The 24,134-nt window shown below is 67.2% G+C and carries 22 protein-coding genes, 3 tRNA genes and 1 pseudogene; 16 read left to right on the forward strand and 10 right to left on the reverse strand.

Going from position 1 to position 24,134, the window contains the following annotated elements; all coding sequences use genetic code 11:
• Positions 1 to 27 precede the first annotated feature (27 nt).
• The 6 genes from O8I58_RS01070 to O8I58_RS01095 form a co-directional block, all read right to left on the reverse strand.
• A complete protein-coding gene (locus tag O8I58_RS01070) occupies positions 28 to 1,113 on the reverse strand; it encodes a FecR family protein (protein ID WP_298319949.1) in 1,086 nt (361 codons plus the stop codon).
• Positions 1,110 to 1,634, reverse strand: coding sequence for an RNA polymerase sigma factor (locus tag O8I58_RS01075; RefSeq protein ID WP_298319950.1), 525 nt, complete (start codon positions 1,632 to 1,634; stop codon positions 1,110 to 1,112). The genes O8I58_RS01070 and O8I58_RS01075 overlap by 4 nt, the downstream gene beginning before the upstream one ends.
• 69 nt (positions 1,635 to 1,703) lie before the next feature.
• Positions 1,704 to 2,120 carry a hypothetical protein gene (locus tag O8I58_RS01080; protein WP_298319951.1) on the reverse strand — a complete coding sequence of 139 codons (417 nt, stop codon included), beginning with the start codon at positions 2,118 to 2,120 and terminating at the stop codon, positions 1,704 to 1,706.
• A gap of 37 nt (positions 2,121 to 2,157) precedes the next feature.
• On the reverse strand, positions 2,158 to 4,026 hold the full coding sequence (locus tag O8I58_RS01085) for an ABC transporter ATP-binding protein (RefSeq protein WP_298319952.1): 1,869 nt from the start codon (positions 4,024 to 4,026) through the stop codon (positions 2,158 to 2,160).
• Between the two features lie 162 nt (positions 4,027 to 4,188).
• Complete coding sequence (locus O8I58_RS01090) at positions 4,189 to 4,671, reverse strand: FKBP-type peptidyl-prolyl cis-trans isomerase (RefSeq protein WP_298319953.1); 483 nt, start codon at positions 4,669 to 4,671, stop codon at positions 4,189 to 4,191.
• A gap of 130 nt (positions 4,672 to 4,801) precedes the next feature.
• Positions 4,802 to 5,551 carry a DUF6491 family protein gene (locus O8I58_RS01095; RefSeq protein WP_298323235.1) on the reverse strand — a complete coding sequence of 250 codons (750 nt, stop codon included), beginning with the start codon at positions 5,549 to 5,551 and terminating at the stop codon, positions 4,802 to 4,804.
• Between the two features lie 264 nt (positions 5,552 to 5,815).
• Between O8I58_RS01095 and O8I58_RS01100 the strand changes: the two genes are divergently transcribed.
• On the forward strand, positions 5,816 to 6,151 hold the full coding sequence (locus O8I58_RS01100) for a zinc ribbon domain-containing protein YjdM (protein WP_298319954.1): 336 nt from the start codon (positions 5,816 to 5,818) through the stop codon (positions 6,149 to 6,151).
• A 231-nt stretch (positions 6,152 to 6,382) separates the two neighbouring features.
• The gene (locus tag O8I58_RS01105) at positions 6,383 to 7,408 is read left to right on the forward strand and encodes a LacI family DNA-binding transcriptional regulator (protein ID WP_298319956.1); all 1,026 of its coding nucleotides are present in this window, start codon (positions 6,383 to 6,385) and stop codon (positions 7,406 to 7,408) included.
• 78 nt (positions 7,409 to 7,486) lie between these two features.
• Here O8I58_RS01105 and O8I58_RS01110 read toward each other — a convergent pair whose 3' ends face one another.
• The 3 genes from O8I58_RS01110 to O8I58_RS01120 all read right to left on the reverse strand — a co-directional run bounded on the left by O8I58_RS01110 (position 7,487) and on the right by O8I58_RS01120 (position 9,542).
• Complete coding sequence (locus O8I58_RS01110) at positions 7,487 to 7,675, reverse strand: hypothetical protein (RefSeq protein WP_298323238.1); 189 nt, start codon at positions 7,673 to 7,675, stop codon at positions 7,487 to 7,489.
• Between the two features lie 14 nt (positions 7,676 to 7,689).
• The gene (locus O8I58_RS01115) at positions 7,690 to 8,022 is read right to left on the reverse strand and encodes a YkgJ family cysteine cluster protein (protein WP_298319958.1); all 333 of its coding nucleotides are present in this window, start codon (positions 8,020 to 8,022) and stop codon (positions 7,690 to 7,692) included.
• 407 nt (positions 8,023 to 8,429) lie between these two features.
• Positions 8,430 to 9,542: an alkene reductase gene (locus tag O8I58_RS01120; RefSeq protein WP_298319960.1), complete on the reverse strand. Its 1,113-nt coding sequence runs from the start codon at positions 9,540 to 9,542 to the stop codon at positions 8,430 to 8,432.
• Positions 9,543 to 9,732: 190 nt separating this feature from the next.
• On the opposite strand from O8I58_RS01120, the gene O8I58_RS01125 reads away from it, so the two are divergent.
• Complete coding sequence (locus tag O8I58_RS01125) at positions 9,733 to 10,074, forward strand: RidA family protein (protein WP_298319962.1); 342 nt, start codon at positions 9,733 to 9,735, stop codon at positions 10,072 to 10,074.
• Between the two features lie 92 nt (positions 10,075 to 10,166).
• The gene (locus O8I58_RS01130) at positions 10,167 to 10,724 is read left to right on the forward strand and encodes a 2'-5' RNA ligase family protein (RefSeq protein ID WP_298319963.1); all 558 of its coding nucleotides are present in this window, start codon (positions 10,167 to 10,169) and stop codon (positions 10,722 to 10,724) included.
• Between the two features lie 63 nt (positions 10,725 to 10,787).
• On the opposite strand, the gene O8I58_RS01135 is transcribed toward O8I58_RS01130, so the two are convergent.
• On the reverse strand, positions 10,788 to 12,041 hold the full coding sequence (locus O8I58_RS01135; protein WP_298319964.1) for a TCR/Tet family MFS transporter: 1,254 nt from the start codon (positions 12,039 to 12,041) through the stop codon (positions 10,788 to 10,790).
• Positions 12,042 to 12,306: 265 nt separating this feature from the next.
• On the opposite strand from O8I58_RS01135, the pseudogene O8I58_RS01140 reads away from it, so the two are divergent.
• From O8I58_RS01140 to O8I58_RS01195, 12 genes and pseudogenes are all read left to right on the forward strand, one after another.
• Positions 12,307 to 14,809 (forward strand): annotated as a pseudogene (locus tag O8I58_RS01140) (DNA internalization-related competence protein ComEC/Rec2).
• Entirely contained in the window at positions 14,709 to 15,305 is a 597-nt protein-coding gene (locus tag O8I58_RS01145; RefSeq protein WP_345781320.1) for a MotA/TolQ/ExbB proton channel family protein, read from the forward strand. Before O8I58_RS01140 ends, O8I58_RS01145 begins: the two are co-directional and overlap by 101 nt.
• Positions 15,306 to 15,313: 8 nt before the next feature.
• Positions 15,314 to 15,736, forward strand: a complete 423-nt coding sequence (locus O8I58_RS01150) for an ExbD/TolR family protein (RefSeq protein WP_298319966.1) — start codon at positions 15,314 to 15,316, stop codon at positions 15,734 to 15,736.
• Positions 15,733 to 17,490, forward strand: coding sequence for a lipid A export permease/ATP-binding protein MsbA (msbA, locus tag O8I58_RS01155; protein ID WP_298319968.1), 1,758 nt, complete (start codon positions 15,733 to 15,735; stop codon positions 17,488 to 17,490). Before O8I58_RS01150 ends, msbA begins: the two co-directional genes overlap by 4 nt.
• Complete coding sequence (gene lpxK / locus O8I58_RS01160) at positions 17,487 to 18,500, forward strand: tetraacyldisaccharide 4'-kinase (RefSeq protein ID WP_298319969.1); 1,014 nt, start codon at positions 17,487 to 17,489, stop codon at positions 18,498 to 18,500. Before msbA ends, lpxK begins: the two co-directional genes overlap by 4 nt.
• Before the next feature lie 190 nt (positions 18,501 to 18,690).
• The gene (kdsB, locus tag O8I58_RS01165; RefSeq protein WP_298319971.1) at positions 18,691 to 19,470 is read left to right on the forward strand and encodes a 3-deoxy-manno-octulosonate cytidylyltransferase; all 780 of its coding nucleotides are present in this window, start codon (positions 18,691 to 18,693) and stop codon (positions 19,468 to 19,470) included.
• Positions 19,471 to 19,575: 105 nt separating this feature from the next.
• Complete coding sequence (locus tag O8I58_RS01170; RefSeq protein WP_298319973.1) at positions 19,576 to 20,994, forward strand: redoxin domain-containing protein; 1,419 nt, start codon at positions 19,576 to 19,578, stop codon at positions 20,992 to 20,994.
• Positions 20,991 to 22,868 (forward strand): excinuclease ABC subunit UvrC, encoded by a 1,878-nt coding sequence (gene uvrC / locus O8I58_RS01175; protein ID WP_298319975.1) that lies wholly within the window; start codon positions 20,991 to 20,993, stop codon positions 22,866 to 22,868. The genes O8I58_RS01170 and uvrC overlap by 4 nt, the downstream gene beginning before the upstream one ends.
• A complete protein-coding gene (gene pgsA, locus O8I58_RS01180; protein WP_298319977.1) occupies positions 22,865 to 23,512 on the forward strand; it encodes a CDP-diacylglycerol--glycerol-3-phosphate 3-phosphatidyltransferase in 648 nt (215 codons plus the stop codon). The genes uvrC and pgsA overlap by 4 nt, the downstream gene beginning before the upstream one ends.
• Positions 23,503 to 23,578, forward strand: a tRNA-Gly gene (locus O8I58_RS01185). Before pgsA ends, O8I58_RS01185 begins: the two co-directional genes overlap by 10 nt.
• A 107-nt stretch (positions 23,579 to 23,685) precedes the next feature.
• A tRNA-Cys gene (locus O8I58_RS01190) sits at positions 23,686 to 23,759 on the forward strand.
• A 45-nt stretch (positions 23,760 to 23,804) separates the two neighbouring features.
• A tRNA-Gly gene (locus tag O8I58_RS01195) sits at positions 23,805 to 23,880 on the forward strand.
• Positions 23,881 to 24,134: the final 254 nt, after the last annotated feature.

The following is a 24,134-nucleotide window of genomic DNA, read 5'->3' on the forward strand; positions in this document are numbered from 1 at the left end:
ACGTTCCTGCGCGAAACTCGGGCACCCCTATTTCCGTGAATTTTTTCTTACATCGCCGGACTCGACCGTGGGCGCGTGCTGCTCGCAATGTGCATCCGGCTTGCGCCCCACGTGCAGCTCGCCGTTGGCGGTGCACACGGACAGCTCGCGGTGTTGCTGGAGAAACGCACGGAGCGAGGCAAGGTCGACGCCGCGCAGGTTTCCGGTGAGCGGCAGGGCGGCGGTCCAGACATCGTCGATCCGGACCTGCAGTGTGTTGATGCGATTGAAGCGTTCGGCAACCTCCGAGAGCGCCTGGTCACGAAAGACGATCCGCCCCTGCCACCATGCGATCGAGGCCTGGGGATCCTGCTCGTTGTGCGTCACGCGATACGTGCCGTAATCCACGCGCACGCTTTGGCCTGCACGTAGATCGGCCAACACTTGCGTGCCAGACGCGATTTGGACCTGCCCATGTTCGACCCCGATCCGGGCATGGCCCTGCAGCAGATCGACATCGAAGGTCGTGCCGATATCGCGCACGGAGAGCCCGGCCGCGCGAACCTGCAATGGCCTGCGGTCAGTGGCCACCACGAAACTGGCCTGCCCGCTGTGCAGAACGATGTCGCGCCGGAACCAGCCCATCCGCACGCGTGCCGCACTGGCGCCGTTGAGGTGCATGACCGTCCCATCGCTCAGCGTGAAGCGGGCCGGCTGGCCGCGTGCTGTACGGAACTCGGTGCCTTGGGGGCGTGACGCAACGATTGCCATGATGGCGAGGCAGGCCGCCAGCGCCAGCAATCGCTTGCGTGGTGGTCGTTTTGCGGATGCGCGCTGCGCCTTCGCCCCTGACGGGCCTGGGGAGCGCTGAACGGGCAAGGCGACGACGTTGTCCCGTGGTGGCGCGCGGAGCAAGGCTTCGACGTCCAGTGCCTGCGACTGGAGTAGTTCATCGAGTGCCGATGCCGTGCGGCCGATCGCCAGGTACTCGCGCAGGTGTACAGGCGAGGCGGTCAGCCAAGCCATGAACCGTGCGCGCTGGTCGGCAGAGAGCGCACTTTCACGCTGTAGTGCGTGCCAGTGCGCTGCCTCGCGCGTGGCCGTCGTCGTCGGCGCTCGCTCGCGTCTGGTCATGGCCATCCGGCGTGATCGGCCAACGCACTGCGGCAGGCAGACAAGCCACGGACCACGTGCTTCTTCACCATGTGCGTTGAGATCTGCATCCGCTCTGCGATCTGCTGGTAACTCAATCCTTCCCGGTATTGCAGGACCAATACGGTTCTGGTGTTTTCCGGCAGGCGCGCCAGTACACCGAACATGCGTTCCTCGCGCTGTGCACGTTCTGCGGCCAGGTCAACCGCTTCGCGGCCGTCCAGCAGCGTGTGGACTTCCTCGGTCTCGGCGATGGATATCGGATTGCGCTTGCGCCTGACCGCTTGTTCCCGCGCGATGTTCAGTGCGACCGTGTAGAGGTAGGCCTCGGGATTGGCGATGTCCGCATCACGGCGCTGGTCTGCGCGCAGCAGGCGCAGGTAGGTTTCCTGGACTAGGTCGTCGGCGTCTTCACGCGCGCCTCGACGCACGAAGAAACCGCGCAGCACCGGCTGGTGCTGCGTGAATAATCTTCCCCACCCATGCCGACGCTGTTCCGACACACACCTTCCCGGTCGAAAAGGCCGGTAGGGTGATCGGGTTTGATGACGGAACGGTGACTGTGACGCAGCTCAGGACGTGAAGCTGAGCTCGTATGAGACATACAACGGCGCGCGCACCGGCACCATCAGCAGCTTGCCGCGCAGGAATTTCTCCATGCAGATCGCCAGGGGCGTAGCACCTTCGCGCCAGGTGCGGTCGATCGTGCCGTGCGCATCCAGGCGTGCCACGATCACGAACGGGCTGGTGTCCGGGTTCGGCGTGGCGCAGACCTTGACGCCTTGCTCCAGCGTGTCGGACTGGGTGATGCGCATGGCCTTGGCGATATCGTCCGGCAACGAGGCTTCGTCCTTGTCGGCCTGGACCTTGGCCTGCGAGAAATCTGCCGGATTCCAGCCTTCGTCGCCTGCAGCGGGCGTCTGGGCGGATGCGGACACGGCGATGCTGCTGGTCAGCAGGACGATGGCGAACATGGTGGAGCGGCGCATGTGATTCCTCCCGGACGTGCAGCACGTGGCGCGCATTCTAGCGATAGCCGGCGGCCTGCAGCTCGAACAGTTCGGCATAGCGACCGCCTTCGGCCAGCAGGCTTTCGTGGGTGCCCACGGCCTCGACCTGGCCCAGGTGCAGCACCAGGATGCGGTCGGCCATGCGCACCGAGGAAAAACGATGCGAGATCAGCACCGCGGTGCGTTGCTCGGACAACTCGCGGAAGCGCTGGAAGACTTCGAATTCGCTGCGTGCGTCCAGCGCGGCGGTGGGTTCGTCCAGGATCATCACCTGCGCCTGGCGCATGTAGGCGCGGGCGATGGCGACCTTCTGCCACTGGCCGCCGGACAGGTCCACGCCGGTCTTGAAACGGCGCCCGATCAGCTGGTCGTAGCGCGCAGGCAGGCCTTCGATCACCTGGTCGGCCAGGGCGCTTTGCGCGGCGGCGCGGATGCGCGTGGCGTCGTCCATGGCTTCGATCCGGCCGACGCCGATGTTCTCGCCGGCAGTCAGGTAATAGCGCACGAAGTCCTGGAAGATCACCCCGACATTGGCCCGCAGTTCGTCCAGGTCGTAGTCGCGCAGGTCACGCCCGTCCAGCAGGATCCGGCCTTCGTCCGGGTCGTACAGGCGCGCGAGCAGCTTGACCAGGGTGGTCTTGCCGGCGCCGTTCTCGCCGACCAGGGCCAGCACTTCGCCGGCCTTGAGCTCGAAATCCAGGTGCCGCACTGCCCAATGTTCGGCATCGGGGTAATGGAAGCCGACGTTCTCGAACACGAACCCCTGGCGGATCGGCTGCGGGAACGGAATGGGCTGGGCCGGCGAGACGATTTCCGGCTCGATCGCGAAGAACGAGAACAGGTCCTCCAGGTACAGCGCCTGCCCGGCGACCTGAGAAAACCCGACCAGCAGGCTTTCCAGCAGCTGGCGCAGGCGCAGGAAGCTGCCGGCCAGGAAGGTCAGGTCGCCGATCGAGAAATCGCCCTTGACCGTGCGCCAGGCGATATAGGCATAGGCCACGTAATAGCCCGCCGATCCCAGCCCGGCCAGCGCCGTACCCCAGATCGCGCGGCGCTTGGCCAGCACCCGGTTGGCGCTGAACAGCTTCAGCGACAGGGTGCGGTAGCGGTCGATCAGGAAGCGGTGGAGGTTGAAGATCTTCACCTCCTTGGCCGTTTCCACGCTGGCGCCGGTCTGGCGCACGTATTCCAGTTGGCGGCGCTCGGGCGTCCACTGGAAGTTGAGCGAATAGCCGAGTGCGTTGAAGTGCGATTCGCCCACGAACGCCGGTACCAGCGCCACGACCAGCAGCACGATCAGCCATGGCGCGTAGGCCAGCAGGCCGATCCCGAAGCTGATCACGGTGATGGTGTCCTGGACCTGGCCGAACAGCTGGCTGAGCAGGTTCATCCGGCCCATGGTCTGGCGGCGCGCGCGGTCCAGCCGGTCCTGTACCTCCGGGTCTTCGAAGTCCTCCAGGTCCAGCGTGGCGGCATGTTCCATCAGGCGGATGCTGGTGGCGTTGGTGAACAGCTCCGACAGCAGCGTGTCGGCATAGCTGATCAGCCGGCCCAGCAGGTCCGAACCGATGGCCAGCGCGAATTCCAGCAGCAGCAGTTCGAACAGGCGCGCCAGCTGGCCACTGGCCAGCGCCGTGGCAAGCGAATCGAAATGCACGCCGGCCCCGACCAGGCGCACGGCCTCGTCGATGATCAGCTTGCCCACGTACAGCGTGGCGACCGGCAGCAAGGCCTTGACCAGGCGCAGGCCCAGGCTGCCGATGGTCAGCCACGGGCTGGTCGACCAGACCATCCGCAGGAACGGGGGCAGGTTGCGCATCGCATCGAAGCGTTCGCGCAGGCTGGGGCTTTTGCCGGATCGCGCGGCGGGGGGAGTTGGGGGCATGGCCACCATTGTGACGCTGCCGCGTCCGCATGGTGGTGAAACATGCTGGCCCGCGCTGCCAATCGCGCGCCGGACCAGGCGCGCGGGCGCGCAAAGAAAAAGCCGGCGCAGGCGCCGGCTTTTCCGCGATGGCTCAGTCGGGGCGTGCCCCGACGGTGGCCATCAATGGTGCGCGCCGCCCGGACCGTGCACGTGGCCATGGTTGGCTTCGTCTTCGGTCGGCTCGCGCACTTCGACCACTTCCACGGCGAAGTGCAGGTTGCGGCCTGCCAGCGGGTGGTTGCCGTCGATGGTGACCTGCTCGTCGCCGACTTCGGTGACCATCACCACCAGCGGGCCGTGTTCGCCATGGGCTTCGAACTGCATGCCCGGGGTGATGTCGGCGCCTTCCGGGAAGGCGCTACGCGCGACCTGCTGGACCAGCTGTTCGTGGCGCGGGCCGTAGGCCAGCTCGGGCGTCACATCGGCGGTCAGGGTGTCGCCGACCTTCTTGCCGGTGAGCGCGTTTTCCAGGCCGGGCACGATGTTGCCGGCGCCGTGCAGGTAGCTCAGCGGCGCCTCGGGCGAGGATTTGTCGATGACGATGCCATCGTCGTCGGTCAGGGTGTAATGAATGGTGGCGACGCGGCCGTCCATGATTTCCATGGGAAACCTCCGTAAGAGTGAAAGTGGGGATACGTCGGCAGCGACACGACGCAGGGTCGGAATGACGCGGCTACCTTAGGGAAAGACCCCGCGCGGTTCAACCGCACGGGTGTTTCCGGCCTGCCGGGATTCAGTTGATCCTGCCGGCCGGATAGACCGCCGTCACGGTGCATGGATGCCCGCCCAGGCCGCTGTCGGCGAAGCCTTCCGGTCGCGCGGTTGCGACGACCTCATCGCCGGGATTGCCGCAGATCATCCCCAGGTCCATGCGCGAGCGGAAATCCACTTCCGGGCTGCGCGCAAGCTCCGGGCAGCTGCCGGCCAGTTCGACCCGATACCAGCCATGGCCGCCGGGATGGCGTCGCGACACTTCAACCAGCAGGCCGCCGGGATCGGATGACCAGGATCTCAGGTAGCGCGGCGCGAAGCAGTAGCTCGGCGAGCCGCGGAAGCCCTGGCCACGCTGCGGCCCGGTGACCTTGACGGCGTCGAGCGTGGCCACGCCGTTGACCCGCTCGGCTTCGCGGGCCAACGCGGCAAAGGTCTTGCCGTCGATTGGCGCTACGGCTGCGACCGGGCAGCGCTGCTGGTCGGCCTGGACGTATTCGTCCGGTCCACCGCAGACCCAGCCATCGCGCGCAAGCAGTTGGGAATGGCGGGCGGCTTCCACCCCCGGGCAGGCATCGGCCAGGGTCAGTCGATGGAACTGGTCGGCGCCACTGGCGATCACAAGCGTGTTCGCATCCGGTTGGCGGGTGTCGGTGATCTGGCGGGCGTCCAGGCATTGCGGTGCGGGTGGAACACGCGGCGTCTCCGAAAAGCCCGCCTGCATCGGCAGTACACAACAGGCGAGCAACGCCAACGGCAGGGTCTTGCGCATCTCATCGCTCCTTGATGATGTGGGAGCCAGAGCGTAAACCAGGTTTGATCCGTACAGGTTTCAGCGATGGGTGGGCAGGTCGTCCGGGGCCGCGCGCGCTTTTCCGAATGATGCAGGCCGCGGAATAGCCGTTCGCTGATGGTATCGACCAGTGAATGCATGCCTTCGCCGCGCACGGCCGGGTTGCCGGAAATGCCCGCGGCGATGGATTTGGCGATCCGGCACGGGCCGTTACAATCCCATGCCCTGCCAGATTCCGATCCCATGTCCGATACCACTGCCTGCCCGCAATGCACCCTGTCCAACACCTACGCCGACGGTGCATTGATGGTCTGCGCGGACTGCGGCTTCGAGTGGGCCGATGAAGCCGCCGTCGAAAGTTCAGTGGTCGTGCGCGACAGCAATGGCAACGTGTTGGCCCAGGGCGACACGGTGGTGGTGATCAAGGACCTGAAAGTGAAGGGGTCTTCCATCCCGCTCAAGCAGGGCACGGTGATCCGTGGCATTCGCCTGGTCGAGGACGATGCCGAGCACATCGAAGGCAACTCGGACAAGATCAAGGGCCTGGTGCTGAAAACCTGCTTCCTGCGCAAGGCCTGAGCCCGCGGCGGCTTCATCCGCCTGCGGGAATCGGATCGCGAAGTATCGGCGCTGGGCATCGGCCTGGGTGGCCGGCCAAGGAAGCATGCGCCGGGTGGAATGCTGCCCTGGGCCTGGACCCAGGACGAAATGCGTATTGCAGCTGCGCGCTGTTGCCAGGCCCGGGGGGTGCGCGCTGTGTGCTTCACACGGCACACTAGGTGGCCCTCATGAAAATCAGGTCCTGTGGCGATGTCGCGCAACAAGCCCAATTTCCAGCAGATCGCCGAACTGGCCGGCGTCAGCCCGAGCACCGTCGACCGCGTGCTCAACGACCGCGGCGGTGTCTCCGAGGCACGCCGCAAGAAGGTGCTGGAAGCCGCGCGCCGGCTCGGCACCGGCCGGGTGCTGCCCAGTTCGGTCCGCGGCTCGATGCACTTCGACATCATCCGCACCAAGGCAGAGAACGAATTTTCCCGGCGCATGGAGCAGGCCCTGCAGCGCGTGGGCAGCATGCTGGGCAAGAGCATCGTGCTGCACCGGAGCGTATGGGCATCGGAAGACCAGGCGCCGCTGGTGAAGTTCATGACCAAGCCGCGACATCGCCGGCACGGCCTGATCATGGTCGCCGGCGATACGCCCGAAGTGCGCGGTGCGCTGGAACTGGCCGTCGGCAACGGCATGCCGGCGGTGCTGATGGTCAACAACCTGCCGGGACTGGGCCAGAACGTGCCTTACGTGGGCGTGGACAACCGGGCTGCCGGTGCTACCGGTGCGTTGCTGATGGGGCGTTTCCTGCGCCGTGAAGGCCGGGTGTTGATGCTGACCGGGTCGTCCAGTTTCCAGCCCTACCGCGAGCGCTCGGAAGGCTTCTCCCAGGTAATGCAACGCGATTTCCCGCACCTGGAGCTGGTTGGCCCGGTCGACATGCGCGACGAGGAAGAGCTGGCCGAAGCGGCCGTGCGCAGCCATCTGCGCGGTGGCACGCCGCTGGTGGGCATCTATGGCAACGGGCAGGGTTCCACCGGCGTGGACCGCGCGCTGGGACGGCTGGCCCCGGAAGAACGTCCGGTCTGGATCACCCACGAATCGACGCCGCAGCACGATGCGTTGCTACGTGTCGGCCGTATCGCTGCGCTGATCGACCAGGATCCGGAAGCCCAGGCGCTGCACGGCATGCAGTACCTGCTGTACGCCAACCATGACGGTCCGGCCCCGGCCGTGGCGCAGACGCGTTTCCACATCATCACGGCTGAAAACCCGCCGCCGCTGGAGTAACCGCGCGTCGTGCAGCGGATGCAAAAAGGACAAAGGCCGCTTGCGCGGCCTTTGTTGTGTGCCTTGGTCGGCGGTGGATCAGGCCGCGTTTTCCTGGCCGTCCACTTTCTTCAGTACGCGGGTGTTGCCGAGGACTTCGACGCGGCCACCGGCCTTGCGGAAGGCCTCCATGTCGGCCTGCAGGCGTTCATGCGTCAGCGCCCCGCCTTTTTCATTGCCGGACTTGCTCTTGGTGGACATGGTCATCTTGGAACTGGTACGGGCCATGGGAATCTCCTGTGTCAGTACATGGTCAAGGGAATGCCGCGGCGCAGCTGGTCGTGGTGGACCTGCCTGATGTCGCGGCAATATGGGGCGCCCATCACGAAGCGGCGGCATACGTCTGGGCGAGAGTCGTAGATGGTGCAGCGCATGTCGGGTCCAACCGCCACGCACCAGCCTTCTTCGTCACGGGCCATCACGCGCAGTCCGTCGTGCGTGCGGGCGGTCAGGTGGCCAGGCACCTGGTTGTCGTCAGCGTCGAGGACCACGGTCAGGCGGCAGCAGATCGCATCGCAGCCGCCGCAGTGCACGGCTGGATCGACACCTGTTTCGAAATCGTCGATCGCGTTCAACGCGTTGCCTTGGGTGTGCGGATGCTGGACAGCGGAGGTGGCCTTGACGGTGAGTGGCCTGCCGGCCGGGGGGACGTGCGACGTACGTATGCCGGGCCGCCCCGCGGAAGATTCGCAGTGGCGGATCGAGGCAAGGGCATGCATCCGCGAGAAACCAACGCCGGGGGCGTTATCGCGACGCTGGGTTAGAAGGCCCGGCAGGGCGCTCGAGGAAGGATTCACTCACCAGCGGAGGCGAGGAACCTGAGGAGGAAAGCGAGAGACGAGCGCCGGAATGGCCGGACGAAACGCGCGCGTAGCTGCGTGGAACATGCTTAGGATAACACAGGAGGTTCCACACGCCCTTCACGAACCATGAAGGGCGTGCTAGGTCCTGCCGCAATGCACGGCAGGACATGGTGGAAGACTCAGCCGGCAGTGTGCGCATCCAGCGCCGGATAGTCCGTGTAGCCCCTGGCGCCGCCGCCATAGAGCGTGTTCTGGTCGAACTGCGCCAGCGGTGCGTCATGACGCAGGCGGGCGACCAGGTCGGGATTGGCGATGAACGGCCGGCCGAAGGCGACCGCGTCGGCCTGGCCCGTGCTCAGTGCGGCGGTGGCCATGGCCTTGTCGTAGCCGTTGTTGACGATCCACGGACCGTGGAATTTGGCCCTCAGCGCGGCGTAATCGAAGGCGATGTTGTCGCGTGGGCCACCGGTGGCGCCCTCGATCACGTGGATGAAAGCCAGGCCAACGATGTCGTCCAGGCGTTTGACCGCACGTTCGAACAACGGCTGTGGATCGGAATCGCGGGCGTCGTTGGCCGGCGTGACCGGTGACAGGCGCACGCCGGTGCGGCCAGCGCCGATTTCATCGGCCACGGCCTGCACGACTTCGGTCAGCAGGCGGGTGCGGTGCTCGATGCTGCCGCCATAGGCATCGGTACGGTGGTTGCTGCCATCGCGCAGGAACTGGTCGATCAGGTAGCCGTTGGCCGCGTGGACTTCCACGCCGTCGAAGCCGGCATCGATGGCGTTGCGCGCGGCACTGCGGTAATCGGCGATCAGCTGCGGGATTTCGTCCAGTCCGAGCGCGCGCGGCGCGGACACGTCTTCCATGCCGTTGGCGGTGAAGGTCTTGCTGTTGGCGCGGATCGCGCTGGGGGCGACCGGCACTTCGCCTTCGGGCAGCAGGCTGACGTGCGAGATGCGGCCCACATGCCAGAGCTGCAGCACGATCTTGCCGCCAGCCGCGTGCACGGCGTCGGTCACGGCCTTCCAGCCGCTGATCTGCCCGGCGCTGTAGATGCCGGGCGTATCCAGGTAGCCCTGGCCGAGCGGATTGATCTGGGTGGCCTCGGCGATGATCAGGCCGGCGCTGGCGCGCTGGGTGTAGTAGTCGATGGCCAGCGGCGTGGGCACGCGGCCTTCGATGGCGCGGTCGCGGGTCAGCGGGGCCATGACCACGCGGTTGGCCAGGGCGATGTCGCCGAGCCGGGTCGGGGAGAACAGGAGGGTGGCGCTGGCGTTGCTGTCGGCCATGGGAATGCCTCGGGGGCTGGGAAATGATGAAGCTGCCGATGGTGGGCGCCAGGGTGTTCGCTGGCGGTGGAAACGCCGCGCTGCGCCTGGAACGCAGCATCCAGCCGCCAGCCCTTGTGAGCGGCGCTTGGCAGCGAGGCGCCGGGCCGGTAGCGTGGCGCGCCTCACAACCCCAGACGAGCTGCCTTCCATGATCCAGCGTTTCGATACCGGTCCCCGCATGTCCGAGATGACCGTGCACAACGGCGTGGCCTACCTGGCCGGGCAGATTGCCGAAGCCGGCGGCGACATCAGCGCCCAGACCCGCGAGGTGCTGGGCCATATCGACGCGCTGCTGGCGCAGGCCGGTTCGGACAAGTCCAAAATCCTGCGCGCCGAGATCTTCATGGCCGACCTGTCCGAGTTTTCCGGCATGAATGCCGAGTGGGAAACCTGGGTCGTCCCCGGCCACACCCCGGCCCGGGCCACCGTGCAGGCGCAGCTGGCCAATCCGGAGTGGAAGGTCGAGATCGTCATCACCGCCGCGATCTGATGCAGCGCGGCCAGTCGCGGCGTTCGCGACTGGCCGTCTGGCCCGGTGACGCACCGCGCGTTGCCGGTGCTTACAGGGAATCTTGAAACACCATGCAGGACGATTTTTTCGCCCGGCCCAGCACGCCGCCGCCCAGCCTGTTCTTCGCCCTGATGCCTTCGGAAGGCGATCAGGCGGTGCTGGACGAGGCCACGCGTCTGCACGCCACGCGCTTCGGCCGGATGAAGCCGGTGCTGGCGGCCAAGCGCCACGTGACCCTGCTGTACCTGGGCCAGCCGATGGACGAACAGATTCCCTCGCTGGTTGCCGGCGCGGGGCGGGCGATGAGCGCCGTGCAAGGCGATGCCTTCGTGCTGACCCTGGACCAGGTGGCGGTGTTCGGCCGCAATTCGGTGGTGCTGGTGGCCTCGCAGACGCCACGCGCCCTGGCCGGACTGGAAGTGCACATGCGCCAGGCCGCGATGCTCAACCGGCTGCTGCTGGCCAAATCGCCGGCGTTCCACCCGCACCTGACCCTGGGCCACAACGATGACCGGCGTGCGCCGCCCGAGGACTGCGCGCCGGTGCGGCTGGCGTTCGACAGTGTCGTGCTGCTGCGCGGGGTGAGCGGCGCGCCCTACGACGAACTGGGGCGCTGGTCGCTGGCGTGAGAGGCTGAGAGGCAAGCGCCCGCCTGCTGCGGCCGCCGCCATGAACACCTGGCGATGCGCTCGCTACGGCGTTCGATTGCCTCCCAGCCCCTGAGCCGGTTCCAGGCGGCGTCCACCGACCACGCCCATCAGCGCGGCCGCGGCCAGCACGCCCGCGGCGATCAGGAACGCGGTGCCGATGTAGGGAATCCTGGCCTGCGGCCCGACCGAGGCCGAATACACCCAGCCGAAGAACACCGGCGAGAGCACGCCGGCAATGGCGCCCACCGAATTGTTGGCGCCCTGCAGCTGGCCCTGTTCGGATTCGGACACACGCTGGGTCATCAGCGACTGGATGGTCGGCATCGCTACGCCCCACAGCGCGTTGGGCAGCATCGCTGCGACGAACAACCAGCCGGTCGGCGCCAGGCCCATGCAGGCGATGCCGATCGCGCCGAAGCACAGGCCGACGATCATCGTGCGGCGGTCGCCGAGGCGCTTGCTCATCGGCCCGGTCAGCAGGCCTTGCACCAACATGTCCAGCGCACCGACCAGCGCCAGCAGCATGCCGACCTGCCACGCGCCCCAGCCGTAGCGCTGGCCCGCGTACAGCACGAACACCGCCGAGAACACGTGGTGGGCGAAGTACAGCAGGAAATTCACCACGGCCAGCCCGGTCAGTTCGGCATGCGAGCGCAGCAGGCGCAGCGCGCCCAGCGGATTGGCACGGTGCCAGGAAAACGCCATGCGCCGTTCGGTGGTCAGCGATTCGGGCAGCACGAACAGGCCATAGCAGAACGCCAGCCCGCTCATCACCGACGCCGCCCAGAACGGTGCGCGCGGTGACCATTCGCCCAGCACGCCGCCAATCAACGGGCCGGCGACGAAGCCGGCGCTGAATGCCGCGCCGATCAGGCCGTAGCCGCGCGCCCGGTTCTGCGGCGTGGTGATGTCGGCCATGTAGGCGTAGACGGTGGTGAAGCTGGCTGTGGTGATGCCCGACACGATGCGCCCGACCGCCAGCCACCACAGGTTCGGGGCCACGGCCATCAGCACGTAATCGATCGCCAGGCCTGCGGTGGACATCAGGATCACCGGCCGCCGTCCGTAGCGGTCCGACAGCGAGCCAACGATGGGCGAGACCAGGAACTGCATCAGCGCCCACAGCGCGACGAACACGCCATTGATCAGCCCGGCGCGCGCGCTGCTGCCGGAAAATTCCTCGATCAGGTGTGGCAGGACCGGAATGATGATCCCCATCGCCACCACGTCGAGCATCGCGGTGACCAGGATGAAGGCGACGGCGGCCTTGCCGGCGCGGAAGGGAGCGTTGGACATGGAATGAGGGCGCGCAGGAGCCGCAGTGCGGCGGGAAGGGCGGCGGCTGACACGGACCTGGCTGGTCTGACGCGCGGCGATGGTAACGCAGCACGATGGCGGTTCGGATTTGCCTGACAAACCCGCGCGCGCTGTGCCGATGGTGCGGGTGGATCGCGCCGCGGCATGCTGGCAAGGCAGCGCAGGCAGGAGGCCGCCGATGCAATGGACCCAGGGATGGCGGACGCGCGTCGCATGGCCGTTTTCGGCAGGTGCGGATGGGAAGGTGGCGCCGTTCGGCGTTGCGGTCGCCACCGCGCTGCTGTGCGGCGTCTGCACCTGCCTGTGGTGGCCGGTGTTGCCGCATCGCGCGGTGCTGGTTGCTTCGTCCGGGCTGGGGGCGATGTTGTGGTTCCGCCCCGGCGCGTGGCGGGTCGTGGCTGCGCTGCTGGTGGGTTTCGGCTGGGCCGGATTGCAGGCGGGCTGGGCACTGTCGGCGCAGCTTCCCGCGCAGTGGGAGAAGCGCGACCTGGTGATCGAAGGCCGCATCGTCGGCCTGCCGCAGGCTGAGGCCCGGCGCACGCGTTTTGATTTCCTGGCTGATGCGTGCCCGGGTGCACCGACACCCGGTTGCGGGCGACGCCTGCAGCTGTCCTGGTACGACGACTTCGGCGCCACCACGCCGGGGCCGCGCACGCAGCTGCATGCGGGCACGCGCTGGAGCCTGGTCGTGCGCCTGCGCGCGCCGCGCGGCCTGGCCAATCCAGGTGGCTTCGACAGCGAGCGTTACGCGTTGGCGCGGCGCGTGGCGGCGACCGGATATGTGCGCCAGGCGGAGCAAGCACGGGTGTTGTCACCCGGGCGTGGCGTGGATGCCTGGCGTGAGCGCATGTCCGCCCGGATCGCGGCGCAGGCGCCTGCCGACGCGCGGCGCTTCATCCGCGCGCTGGCACTGGGCGATACCGGTGGCCTGGATGACGTGGACTGGAACACGCTGCGCGCGGCCGGGCTGACCCACCTGATCGCGATCTCCGGTTTCCACGTTGGCTTGGTGGCCGGCTTCGGCGCGTTGCTGGCCGCTGGATTGTGGCGGCTGTGGCCGATGCTGGGGCGACGCCTGCCGCGGGCGATGGCCGCAGGCCTGGCGGCGCTGGTGTTCGCGGCCGGCTACGCGCTGTTGTCAGGTTTCTCACTGCCGACGGTGCGCACCCTGCTGATGATCGCGGTGGTGGCGCTGGCGCGGTGCGGACGGCGTCCGGCCGGTGGGGTGCGCTCGCTGGCCTTGGCGACGCTGGCGGTGCTGTTGGTCGATCCGCTGTCGCCGCTGGTGGCCGGGTTCTGGCTGAGCTTTGCCGGCGTGGGCTGGTTGCTGTGGTGCCTGCCGCGCAGCGATGCGCCGATGCTGCGGCAATTTCTGTCCGCGCAGGGCGTGGCCACGCTGGGCCTGCTGCCGCTGACGGTGGTGCTGTTCGGCCAGGCCTCGCTGGCCGGGCCGCTGGCCAACCTGGTCGCGATTCCGTGGTGGAGCCTGGTGGTGGTCCCATTGGCGCTGCTCGGGACCGGGCTTGAAGCGTTGCATGCTGGCTGGGGCAGGCCGGTGTGGTGGTTGGCGGGACATGCGTTCGAGCCAAGCTGGCAGCTGTTCGCGTGGATGGCGCAGCGTCCGTTCGCGCTGTGGTGGTTGCCCGAAGGCGCCTGGTACGCGCTGCCACTGGCGCTGACGGGGGCCTTCTGGTTACTGCTGCCGCGCGGCGTGCCCGGCAAGCCGCTTGCCCTGCTGTTGTGGCTGCCGCTGCTGTGGCCGGACACCGGCCGTCCGGCGCAAGGCGCGGCGACCCTGACCGTGCTGGACGTGGGGCAGGGCCTGTCGGTGCTGGTGCGCACCCACGGCCATGCGCTGCTGTTCGATACCGGGCCGGCCGTTGCCGATGGCTTCGATGCTGGCGAGCGCGTCGTCGTCCCGGCCCTGCATGCGCTGGGCGTCGTGCGACTGGATCGGGTGATGGTCAGCCACGGCGATGCCGACCACGCCGGTGGCCTGGGGGCGGTGCGGCTGGGGATGCCGGTGCTGGAGGTGTTGAGCCCGGCCGGCGCGCCGGTACCCCTGCAGACCGCGTGCCGGGCGGGACAGGCGTGGCATTGGGATGGGGTGCGCTTCGAAGTCCTGCATCCGGGGCGCGGCTTTCCGTACCTGGGCAACGAAGCCAGCTGCGTCCTGCGGGTGGAAACGGCAAGCGGCGCCGCACTGCTGACCGGTGACATCGGCCAGGTGATCGAACGCGAGCTGGTGCGTACCCAGCCTGGCAAGCTGCGGGCGCAGGTGGTGCTGGCCGCGCATCACGGCAGTGGCGAGTCGTCCGATCCGGCGTTCGTCCAGGCCACCGGCGCGCGGCTGGCACTGGTGTCGGCCGGTGACGGCAACCGGTTCGGCCATCCCCAGCCACGGATCGTGCACCGCTGGCAGCAGGCAGGCGCCGAAGTCCTCAATACCGCTGAGAGTGGCGCGCTGATGGTGTGGCTGGACGGCGGCGGGGTCGCCGTGCGCGAGCGACGTGTCGACAAGCGCAGGCTTTGGGACGCCGCCGGAGTGAAGCAGGGCGCTGCGCTATCCTATCGGTCTGTTACCGAACGGCCGCGCATGCCGGAGGATTGAACGTGCTGGAACTGGTCAAGGCGGGCGGTTGGCCCATGATTCCGCTGCTGTTGCTCGCGGTGCTGGCCCTGGCCATCGTGGTCGAACGCTTCTGGAGCCTGCGTCGCAAGGAGATCCTGCCGCCGGGCCTGGGTGAGGAAGTCCGCCGCTGGGCTGCTTCGGCCGACCTGGAAAGCTCGCACATCGAATCGCTGCGCCAGACCTCGCCGCTGGGCGCGCTGCTCGCCGCCGCGCTGGACGTGCGCCATCGGTCGCGCGACATCGTCCGCGAGCGCATCGAGGACACCGGCCGCCATCTGGTCCATCGGATGGAGCGCTTCCTCAACACCCTGGGCACGATTGCCGCGGCCGGCCCGCTGTTGGGCCTGCTGGGCACCGTGGTCGGCATGATCCAGATGTTCATGGGCATCCTGGACCACGGCCTGGGCGACGTGAACCAGCTCGCCGGAGGCATCGGCAAGGCGTTGGTGTGCACCGCCACCGGCATGCTGGTGGCGATCCCGGCGCTGATCTTCCACCGCTACTTCCGCGGCAGGATCACCGGCTACGTGGTGGAGATGGAGCAGCAGGCCATGGCGCTGTCCGATGCGCTGGAAATGCGCAACGCCGCTGCCCCGCGGCAGCACGACTGAGCCTGCGCATGCGTATCCGTGACGACCGTGCCCACGACGAGCCGGAAATCAACCTGGTCCCGCTGATCGACGTGATCCTGGTCCTGATCATCTTCTTCGTGATCACCACCACCTTCGACGCGCGTTCGACCCTGCAGTTGAAGCTGCCGTCGGCATCGCAGCAGCCTTCGGATGTACCGGCCAAGTCGTTGAGCGTGCTGGTCAATGCCGAAGGCCGCTATTTCGTCGGTGACAGCGAAGTACTGCGCACCGATGTCGATGCGCTCAAGCAGGCCATCAACCAGGCCGCAGGCACCGACCGCGGCCAGCCAGTCCTGTTGCGCGCCGATGGCCGCACCCCGCACCAGGCGGTGGTGACGGCACTGGACGCGCTGGCCCAACTCAATTTCAAGCGGGTGTCGATCGCCACCGCACCGGAGCAGGCCAAGTGAGCGCAGCCTCGCAAGATTCGGGCTGGAAAACCTATCGCCGGCTGCTGACCTTCGCCAAGCCGTATCGGGTGCTGCTGGTTGTGGCCTTCATCGCTGCCATGGTGGAGGCGGCAGGCACCGCGGGCTTTGCGCATTTGATGGCGCCGATCACCAACAAGACCTTCCTCAATGAGGGGCCGCCGCAGGCGCTTTGGGTCATGCCGGTGATGATCGTGTTGTTGTTCCTGGTGCGCGGCATCGCCGGCTACATCACCGATATGTCGATGGGGCGCGCGGCGCGCAGCATCGCGCGCGACCTGCGTGTCAAGGTGCTGGGGAAATATCTGCGCTTGCCGGGTGCGCGTTTCGATGCCGAGCCCGTGCCGTCGATGCTGGTGCGCCTGGGGTCGGACTCCGACCAGGTCGCACAGGCCGCGGTGGACGCTCTCAAAACCATGATTCAGCAGGGGCTGCAGGCGCTTGCACTACTGGTCAATATGTTGATTGTCAGCTGGCAAGTCACCATGGCGATCGTCGTGCTGGTGCCGCCGCTGGCATTCGTGATGAACAAGGTGGCCAAGCGTTACCGACGTGTCAGCCATCGCATCCAGGAAAGTGGTGCCCAGCTGCTGCAGTCGGCTGACCAAACCCTATCCAATCAGCAGGAAGTCAAGATCTACGGTGCACAGCAGTCCGAGCTGACGCGCTATCACGCGCTCGCCGACAATAATCTGCGTCTGGCGATGAAGGTCGAGTCCACCCGCGGCCTCTCCACCGCGACGGTGCAGATGATGGGCGCCATCGGCCTGGCTGGACTGTTATTGATTGCAGGTTACGAAACCCGGGCGGGACGGCTGGATGCCGGCAGCTTCTTCTCGCTGCTGTTGTCGATGGCAGGCATCATCCCGGCGCTGAAGAACCTCACCAGCGTGCAGAACGTCCTGCAGCGCGGCGTGGCTTCGGCCGAACGCCTGTTCTCGGTGCTGGACGCGCCGGATGAATCGGACACCGGCACGCGCACGCTGGGTCGGGCCAAGGGCACGATCGAGTTCCGCGATGTCACTGCGCGCTACCCGGGCCAGAGCAAGCCGGCGCTGGAGCACATCAGCTTCGTCGCCAAACCGGGCACGGTGACTGCCATCGTCGGGCGCTCGGGCAGCGGCAAGTCCAGCCTGATCAAGCTGATCCCGCGCTTCTACGATCTGGAGGCCGGGCAGATCCTGGTCGATGGCGAACCGCTGCAGGACTACGCGCTGGCTGACCTGCGCCGGCAGATCGCATTGGTCGGCCAGCAGGTGATGCTGTTCGACGGCACCGTCGCGGCCAACGTCGCCTATGGCGAAATGCAGTCCGCCGATCAACAGGCGCTGGAGCATGCCCTGCACGGTGCCCACGCGATGGAGTTCGTCGAACAGTTGCCGGAAGGCAAGGACACCTCGATCGGCGTCAAGGGCGGCAAGCTCTCCGGTGGCCAGCGCCAGCGCCTGGCGATCGCCCGGGCGATGCTCAAGGACGCGCCGATCCTGATCCTGGACGAGGCCACCGCCGCACTGGACAACGAATCCGAGCGCCTGGTGCAGGATGCGCTGACCAAGCTGATGCCCGACCGCACCACGCTGGTCATCGCCCACCGCCTTTCGACCATCGAACACGCCGACCAGGTGCTGGTGCTCGATCATGGCTGCCTGGTGGAGCAGGGCACGCACGCCGAACTGCTGGCCAGGGGCGGCCTGTACGCACAGCTGCACGGTGCGCAGTTCCGCGAGGCCGAATGAGCAAAGCGCCCAAGACCCCGCGCCACTGGTTCGACGGTGCGCCGGTCCCACCGCTGGCGGCCCTGCTGGAGCATGTCTATGCAGGCGTGCTGAAGCTGCGTGCGGCGTTGTTCCGCCTGCACCTGCTTGGCCGCAAGCGCGCGCCGGTGCCGGTGATCGTGGTCGGCAACGTCACGGTCGGCGGGACCGGCAAGACGCCGCTGACCATCGCCCTGGTCCAGCGCCTGCGCGATGCCGGCTGGAACCCCGGCGTGGCCAGTCGCGGTTACGGCCGCAGCAATGAAAAAACACCACGCTGGGTGGACCTGCAGACCGCGCCAGCCGATGGTGGCGACGAGCCGGTCCTGATTGCGCGCCGGACCGGCGTGCGCGTGCGCGTGGATCGCGACCGCGTGGCCGCCGCGCGTGCGCTGGCCGCCGAAGGCTGCGACATCGTGGTCTGCGACGATGGCCTGCAGCATTACCGCCTGCGGCGCGACCTGGAAATCGAGGTCATCGACGGCCGTCGCCGCTACGGCAATGGCCGCCTGCTGCCGGCAGGTCCGCTGCGCGAGCCCGCAGCGCGCGGCCTGCGCTGCGATTTCCGCGTGGTCAACGGCGGCAGCGCCGGTTTCGGCGAATGGGCGATGACGCTGCATTCGGACCGCGCAGTGCCGCTGGTCGCGGGCAAGCCGCTGCAGCTGTCGGCGTTCGGCGGGCACCGCGTGCATGCGGTCGCCGGCATCGGCAATCCGGCGCGCTTCTTCGACATGCTGCGCGACTATGGCATCGGCGTGGTCCCGCACGCCTTCGACGACCACCACGCCTACCGCGCCGAGGATCTGCAGTTTGGCAGCGAGCTGCCGGTGCTGATGACCGAAAAGGATGCCGTGAAATGTGCGGGCCTTGCCGGCGACTGGGCCTACAGCGTGCCCATCGACGCCGAGCTGCCGGAGGCCTTCTGGGTGGCGCTGGATGCGCGCCTGCTGCCGCTGCGCGCGGCCCGTGCAAAGGTGGCGGAAAAGCCGTGAGGCAGATCGCACAAACGCGCCCCGTAGAGCGGAGCTTGCTCCGCTGCTCTCCGGTCGGGTCACAGGGGAGGCTGCCAGCGGAGCAAGCTCCGCTCTACAGGCGCTGTGTGCAGCCCCATGGTCGCGGCCTCGGAATACACCGTAATGACGCCACTCCATCCCTTTTGGAGGCTGGCCATGGAGCCTGCGCATGTCTGAATTGAACGAACCCTTCGTCGTCGCCATCCCCGCACGCCACGATGCCTCGCGCCTGCCGGGCAAGCCGCTGCGCCTGCTCGGTGGCCGGCCGCTGGTGCTGCACGTGGCCGAGCGCGCGCTGGCTGCCGGCGCGCGCGAAGTCTGGGTCGCCACCGACGATGAGCGCGTCGCGCGCGTGCTGGAAGGCAGCGGCGTCCAGGTGGCGATGACCGCGGCCAGTCATGCTTCGGGCAGCGACCGCCTGGCCGAGTGCGCCAGGATCGCCGGCTGGAGCGACGACACCCTGGTGGTGAACCTGCAGGGTGATGAACCGTTCGCGCCGCCCGAGGGCATTCGCGCGGTTGCGGCCGCGCTGTCGTCCAGCGGCCATCCGATGGCGACCCTGGCCACGCCGATCACCGAGGCCGAGCAGGTCTTCGATCCCAACGCCGTCAAACTGGTGGTGGCCGACAACGGCGATGCCCTGTATTTCAGCCGCGCGCCGCTGCCCTGGCATCGCGACGGGTTCGCGCGCAGCCGCGACGTGCTGCCTGAATCGCCTGCGCCATTCCTGCGCCATATCGGTATCTATGCCTACCGCGCCGGCTTCTTGCGCCAGTTCGCCGCCCTGCCGCCTGGACGCCTGGAGCGGACCGAATCACTGGAACAGCTGCGCGCGCTGGAAGCCGGCTTCAGGATCGCGGTGGCCCTGACGCCAGCCGAGTTCCCGCCGGGCGTGGATACGCCCGAGGACCTGGCGCGCGCCCAGCGCCATCTGGATGGCCTGTCCTGAGCGGAGTTGTGCCTGCGCGCTGGAATCCGGATCGGTTGCTCGATCCGGCAGCCCGGGCGGGCCTGGTCCGACGCGTGAACACGCCTCCGGCATAATCCAGGGCACATGACCGCCATCCACGCTCCCGATTTTCCGCACGGCCTGCATTGGCTGAACGCAGCGCCCATCGCCCTGCGATCGCTGGAGGGCAGCGCGGTGGCGCTGGCCTTCGTGGACCCGGCTTCGGCCTGGTGCATGCAGCGGCTGGCCGACCTGGCGTTGCTGCAACGCCGGTATCCGGGCCGGCTGCAGGTCTTGGTGCTGGCCGTGCCGCGTTTCGACGCGCATCGCGATCCGTCGGCGGTGCTCAAGCGCCTGCGCCGGCATGGGGTCACGTTTCCGATCGTGCATGACCTGAACTGGCATGTCTGGCAGCGTTTCGGCATCGAATCCTGGCCGACCGTGGTGCTGATCGACGCCAAGGGGCGGATGGTCGAGCGCATCGTCGGCAGCCCTGGCACCGGTGCGCTGGAGACGGCCATTTCCACGCTTTGCGACCCGCTACCCGAGCCGCGGGAAGACGTGCGTCGAGTAGAAACCCAGCTGGAGCCGCGCACGCCGTTGCGCTTTCCCACCGGCCTGGTTGCTACCGCCGAACGCCTGTACGTGGCCGACAGCGGCCACCACCAGATCCTGGAATGCACTCATGCCGGCCGCGTGCTGCGCCGGTTCGGCAACGGCACGGCCGATGCCCTGGATGGCGAGCCGGAGACCGCCAGCTTCTGTCGCCCCAACGGCCTGTCGCTGCTGCGCGAAGAGCTGTACGTGGCCGACACCGGCAACCATCTGCTGCGTCGGATCAATCTGCGCAGCGGCGCGGTCCAGACGGTCCTGGGCAACCGCCGCGCGACGATGCCGTCTGAAGGGCCGATCCGTTCGCTGAAGGATGTCTCGCTGCCGTCGCCAACCGCGCTGGTGGCCGGCAATGGTGACCTGCACGTGACCCTGGCCGGCGACAACCGTGTCTGGACCTGGAACCACGGCGATGGCCTGGGCGTGCTGGAATGCCGTGCCGGATCAGGGCAGATGGGCCAACGCGATGGCGCCGGCATCCTGGCCAGCTTCGCCCAGCCCAGCGGCCTGGCGCAGGTCCAGCAGGCGCTGTATGTCGCGGACACGCTGGCTTCCTCGATCCGCGGCGTGCAGTTGCGCGGCGATCTGACCCAGACGCTGGTCGGGCAGGGCATGTGGGAGTTCGGCGACGCCGACGGCCAGCGCCAGCAGGCGCGGCTGCAGGCGCCCGAAGCCCTGGCGCTGGACCCGGATTCGCCGCTGCTGTGGATCGCCGATACCGGCAACGGCCGCATCCGCAGCCTGCGCCTGGGTGGTGGGGTGGTGGCTACGCTCGACCTGCGCAAGCTGGCCGGGCCGGCCGGTATCGCCGCCTTCGGTGGCAAGCTGTGGATCTCCGAAACCGATGCGCACGCGGTGCTGTGCCTAGATCTGGCCAGCAACACGCTGACGCAGGTGCCGATCGACGAATGAACCGTCGCGCAGTCCCAAAACCCGAAGACACGTTCGACGGCAAGGCATTCGCTGCAGGTCTGAGCACTGCGCCAGGCGTGTACCGCATGTACGCCGCCGACGACACGTTGCTGTACGTCGGCAAGGCACGGGCGCTGCGCAACCGCGTGGGCAGCTATTTCAACAACGCGCCGCGCAACCCGCGCACCATCGCGATGATTGCGCAGATCGCGCGGATGGATGTCACCGTCACCCGCACCGAATCCGAAGCGCTGCTGCTGGAAAACCAGCTGATCAAGTCGCTGACGCCGCGGTACAACGTCTCGCTGCGCGATGACAAAAGTTACCCGTACGTACTGCTGACCCGCGAGGATTTCCCGCGGATCGCGCTGCATCGCGGGCCGCGCGCGATCCAGGGGCGCTATTTCGGCCCCTACGCCAGCGCCGGCGCGGTGCGCGACACACTCAACCTGATGCAAAAGCTGTTCAAGCTGCGCAACTGCGAGGACAGTGTCTTCCGCAATCGCACGCGGCCGTGCCTGCAGTACCAGATCGGGCGCTGCACCGCGCCGTGCGTGGACCTGGTGAGCCAGTCCGATTACGACCAATCGGTGCATCGGGCCTCGCTGTTCCTGGGCGGGCGCAGTGACGAGCTCAGCGATGAGCTCACCGGCGAGATGGAACGCGCCGCCGAAAAACTCGAGTTCGAAGAAGCTGCGCGCCTGCGCGACCTGCTCAAGCGCTTGCGCGGCATGCAGTCGCGCCAGTACGTGGACGGGCATGCGGCCGACCTGGATGCGCTGGCCTGTGCGATGCACGGCAGCACCGCCTGCGTGCTGCTGCTGGCGTTCCGTGACGGTCGCAACCTGGGCACGCGCGCCTTCTATCCACGCACCAACGGCGAGGAAAGCGCCGACGAAGTGTTGGCCGCGTTCGTGTCGCAGTACTACGCAGAACAGGTCGCGCCGCGCGAAATCCTGCTGGACCGCGAAATCCCCGAAGCCGAACTGATCGAAGCGGCGCTGACCTTGGGTGCCGGTCGCAAGGTGCAGTTGAAGTGGAGCGTGCGCGGCGAGCGCGCCGGTTACCTGGACCTGGCGCGGCGCAATGCCGAGATCACCCTGGCTACGGAGATGACCAGTCGCAACGCACAGACCGCGCGCAGCGTTGCGCTGCAGGAGCTGTTGGGCCTGCCTGCGCCGGCCCAGCGGATCGAATGCTTCGACATCAGCCACACGATGGGCGAGGCGACGGTGGCCTCGTGCGTGGTATTCGATGACAAGGGCGCGGTGCGCTCGCAGTACCGGCGCTTCAACATCACCGGGATCGAGCCGGGCGACGACTATGCAGCCATGCGCCAGGCGATTGAACGTCGCTTCCGCCGCGCGATGGAGGAGGGCACGGTGTTGCCGGACGTGTTGCTGATCGATGGCGGCACTGGTCAGTTGAACCAGGCGCGTGCGGCGTTGGCTGACCTGGGCGTCGATGGGGTCGTGCTGGTGGGCGTGGCCAAGGGCGTGGAGCGCCGCGCCGGCCACGAGACCCTGATCCTGGACGACGGCCGTGAAGTGAATCCCGGCGCGGCGTCGCCGGCGTTGCAACTGGTCCAGCAGGTGCGCGACGAAGCACACCGCTTCGCCATCACCGGCCACCGCGGCAAGCGACAGAAGGCGCGCACCACCAGCAAGCTGGAAGACATCGCCGGCATCGGTCCTCGTCGGCGTGCGAGCCTGCTCAAGCATTTTGGCGGACTTTCAGGCCTCAAGGCCGCCGGCGTGGAAGAAATCGCGCGGGTGGATGGCGTCAATCACGCGCTCGCGCAGCGCATCTACGCTAACCTGCACGGACTGCCTGCACCGGCCAATCCCACCGCGCCCGGCCCTGATCGAACATGAAGTTGACCATCCCCACCTGGCTCACCCTGCTCCGGATCGTCCTGATCCCCGTACTCGTCGTGGTGTTCTACCTGCCGTTCTGGTGGACCAGCATCGCCTCGGTGACCGTGTTTGCCGTCGCGGCGTTCACCGACTGGCTCGATGGCTGGATCGCGCGCCGCTGGCACCAGTACTCGGCCTTCGGTGCCTTCCTGGACCCGGTGGCCGACAAGTTGATGGTGGCCGTTGCGCTGTTCCTGATCGTGCAGGGCCACCCCACGCCGTGGATGGCGTTCTGGGCGGCGGTCATCGTCGGCCGTGAAATCGCGGTCTCGGCCCTGCGCGAGTGGATGGCGGAGATCGGCCAGCGCGGCAAGGTCAAGGTCGCCTGGATCGGCAAGGTCAAGACCACCGTGCAGATGGTGGCGCTGGGCTGCCTGCTGTATTCGGTGCGCCCGGCCAGCCACAGCTTGAGCAACATCTGGATGAGCGTGCCCGTTTTCCACCTGGGCGACTGGCTGCTGGCGGTCGCTGCACTGCTCACGCTGTACTCGGGATACCAGTATCTGCGGGCCGCTTGGCCAAGTCTTCGGGCAGATGAGCAAACAGCCGTTGACACGGCCAAGAAAGACACTACAATTTCGCCTCTCGAAACGCGGGATTAGCTCAGTTGGTAGAGCGCAACCTTGCCAAGGTTGAGGTCGAGAGTTCGAGTCTCTTATCCCGCTCCAAGTTTCAAAACGCGCTTGTGGTGATGTCTGCTTCAAGGGTGCCGACGAAACCCCCAGCCAGGGGTTTTGTTTTTATCGGAAGGTCGAAAGGCCAACCGCGCGTCACCGGCCTGGTGGCAGAGTGGTCATGTAGCGGACTGCAAATCCGCGTACGCCGGTTCGATTCCGACCCAGGCCTCCAAAATTCAGAAGAAGCTTCGGTTCGCCGGAATTTCAGTTTCAAAACGCGGGATTAGCTCAGTTGGTAGAGCGCAACCTTGCCAAGGTTGAGGTCGAGAGTTCGAGTCTCTTATCCCGCTCCAATTCGAAACCGACATTGCCGGTTTCACAATCAAGGCCCTGGAGACGGGGCCTTTTTTGTGGCTCGCCATCAGTGGCGGCCAATCTTCGGACCATCGCTGCGCAGCGTCAGGCATTGCTTTCGGAAAATCCTTGTTCCTGATGCGCGCGGATGAGTCGTTCGCTGTTTGAACATCGCGATGAATCGATGCCGCAAGCGCGCGGTGATGGATCGAAGCGATGGGCGCATCGGCTAGCTTCCTGCTAGCCTGCGCAC

The organism is Pseudoxanthomonas sp., from assembly GCF_027498035.1.
Lineage (GTDB): Bacteria > Pseudomonadota > Gammaproteobacteria > Xanthomonadales > Xanthomonadaceae > Pseudoxanthomonas_A.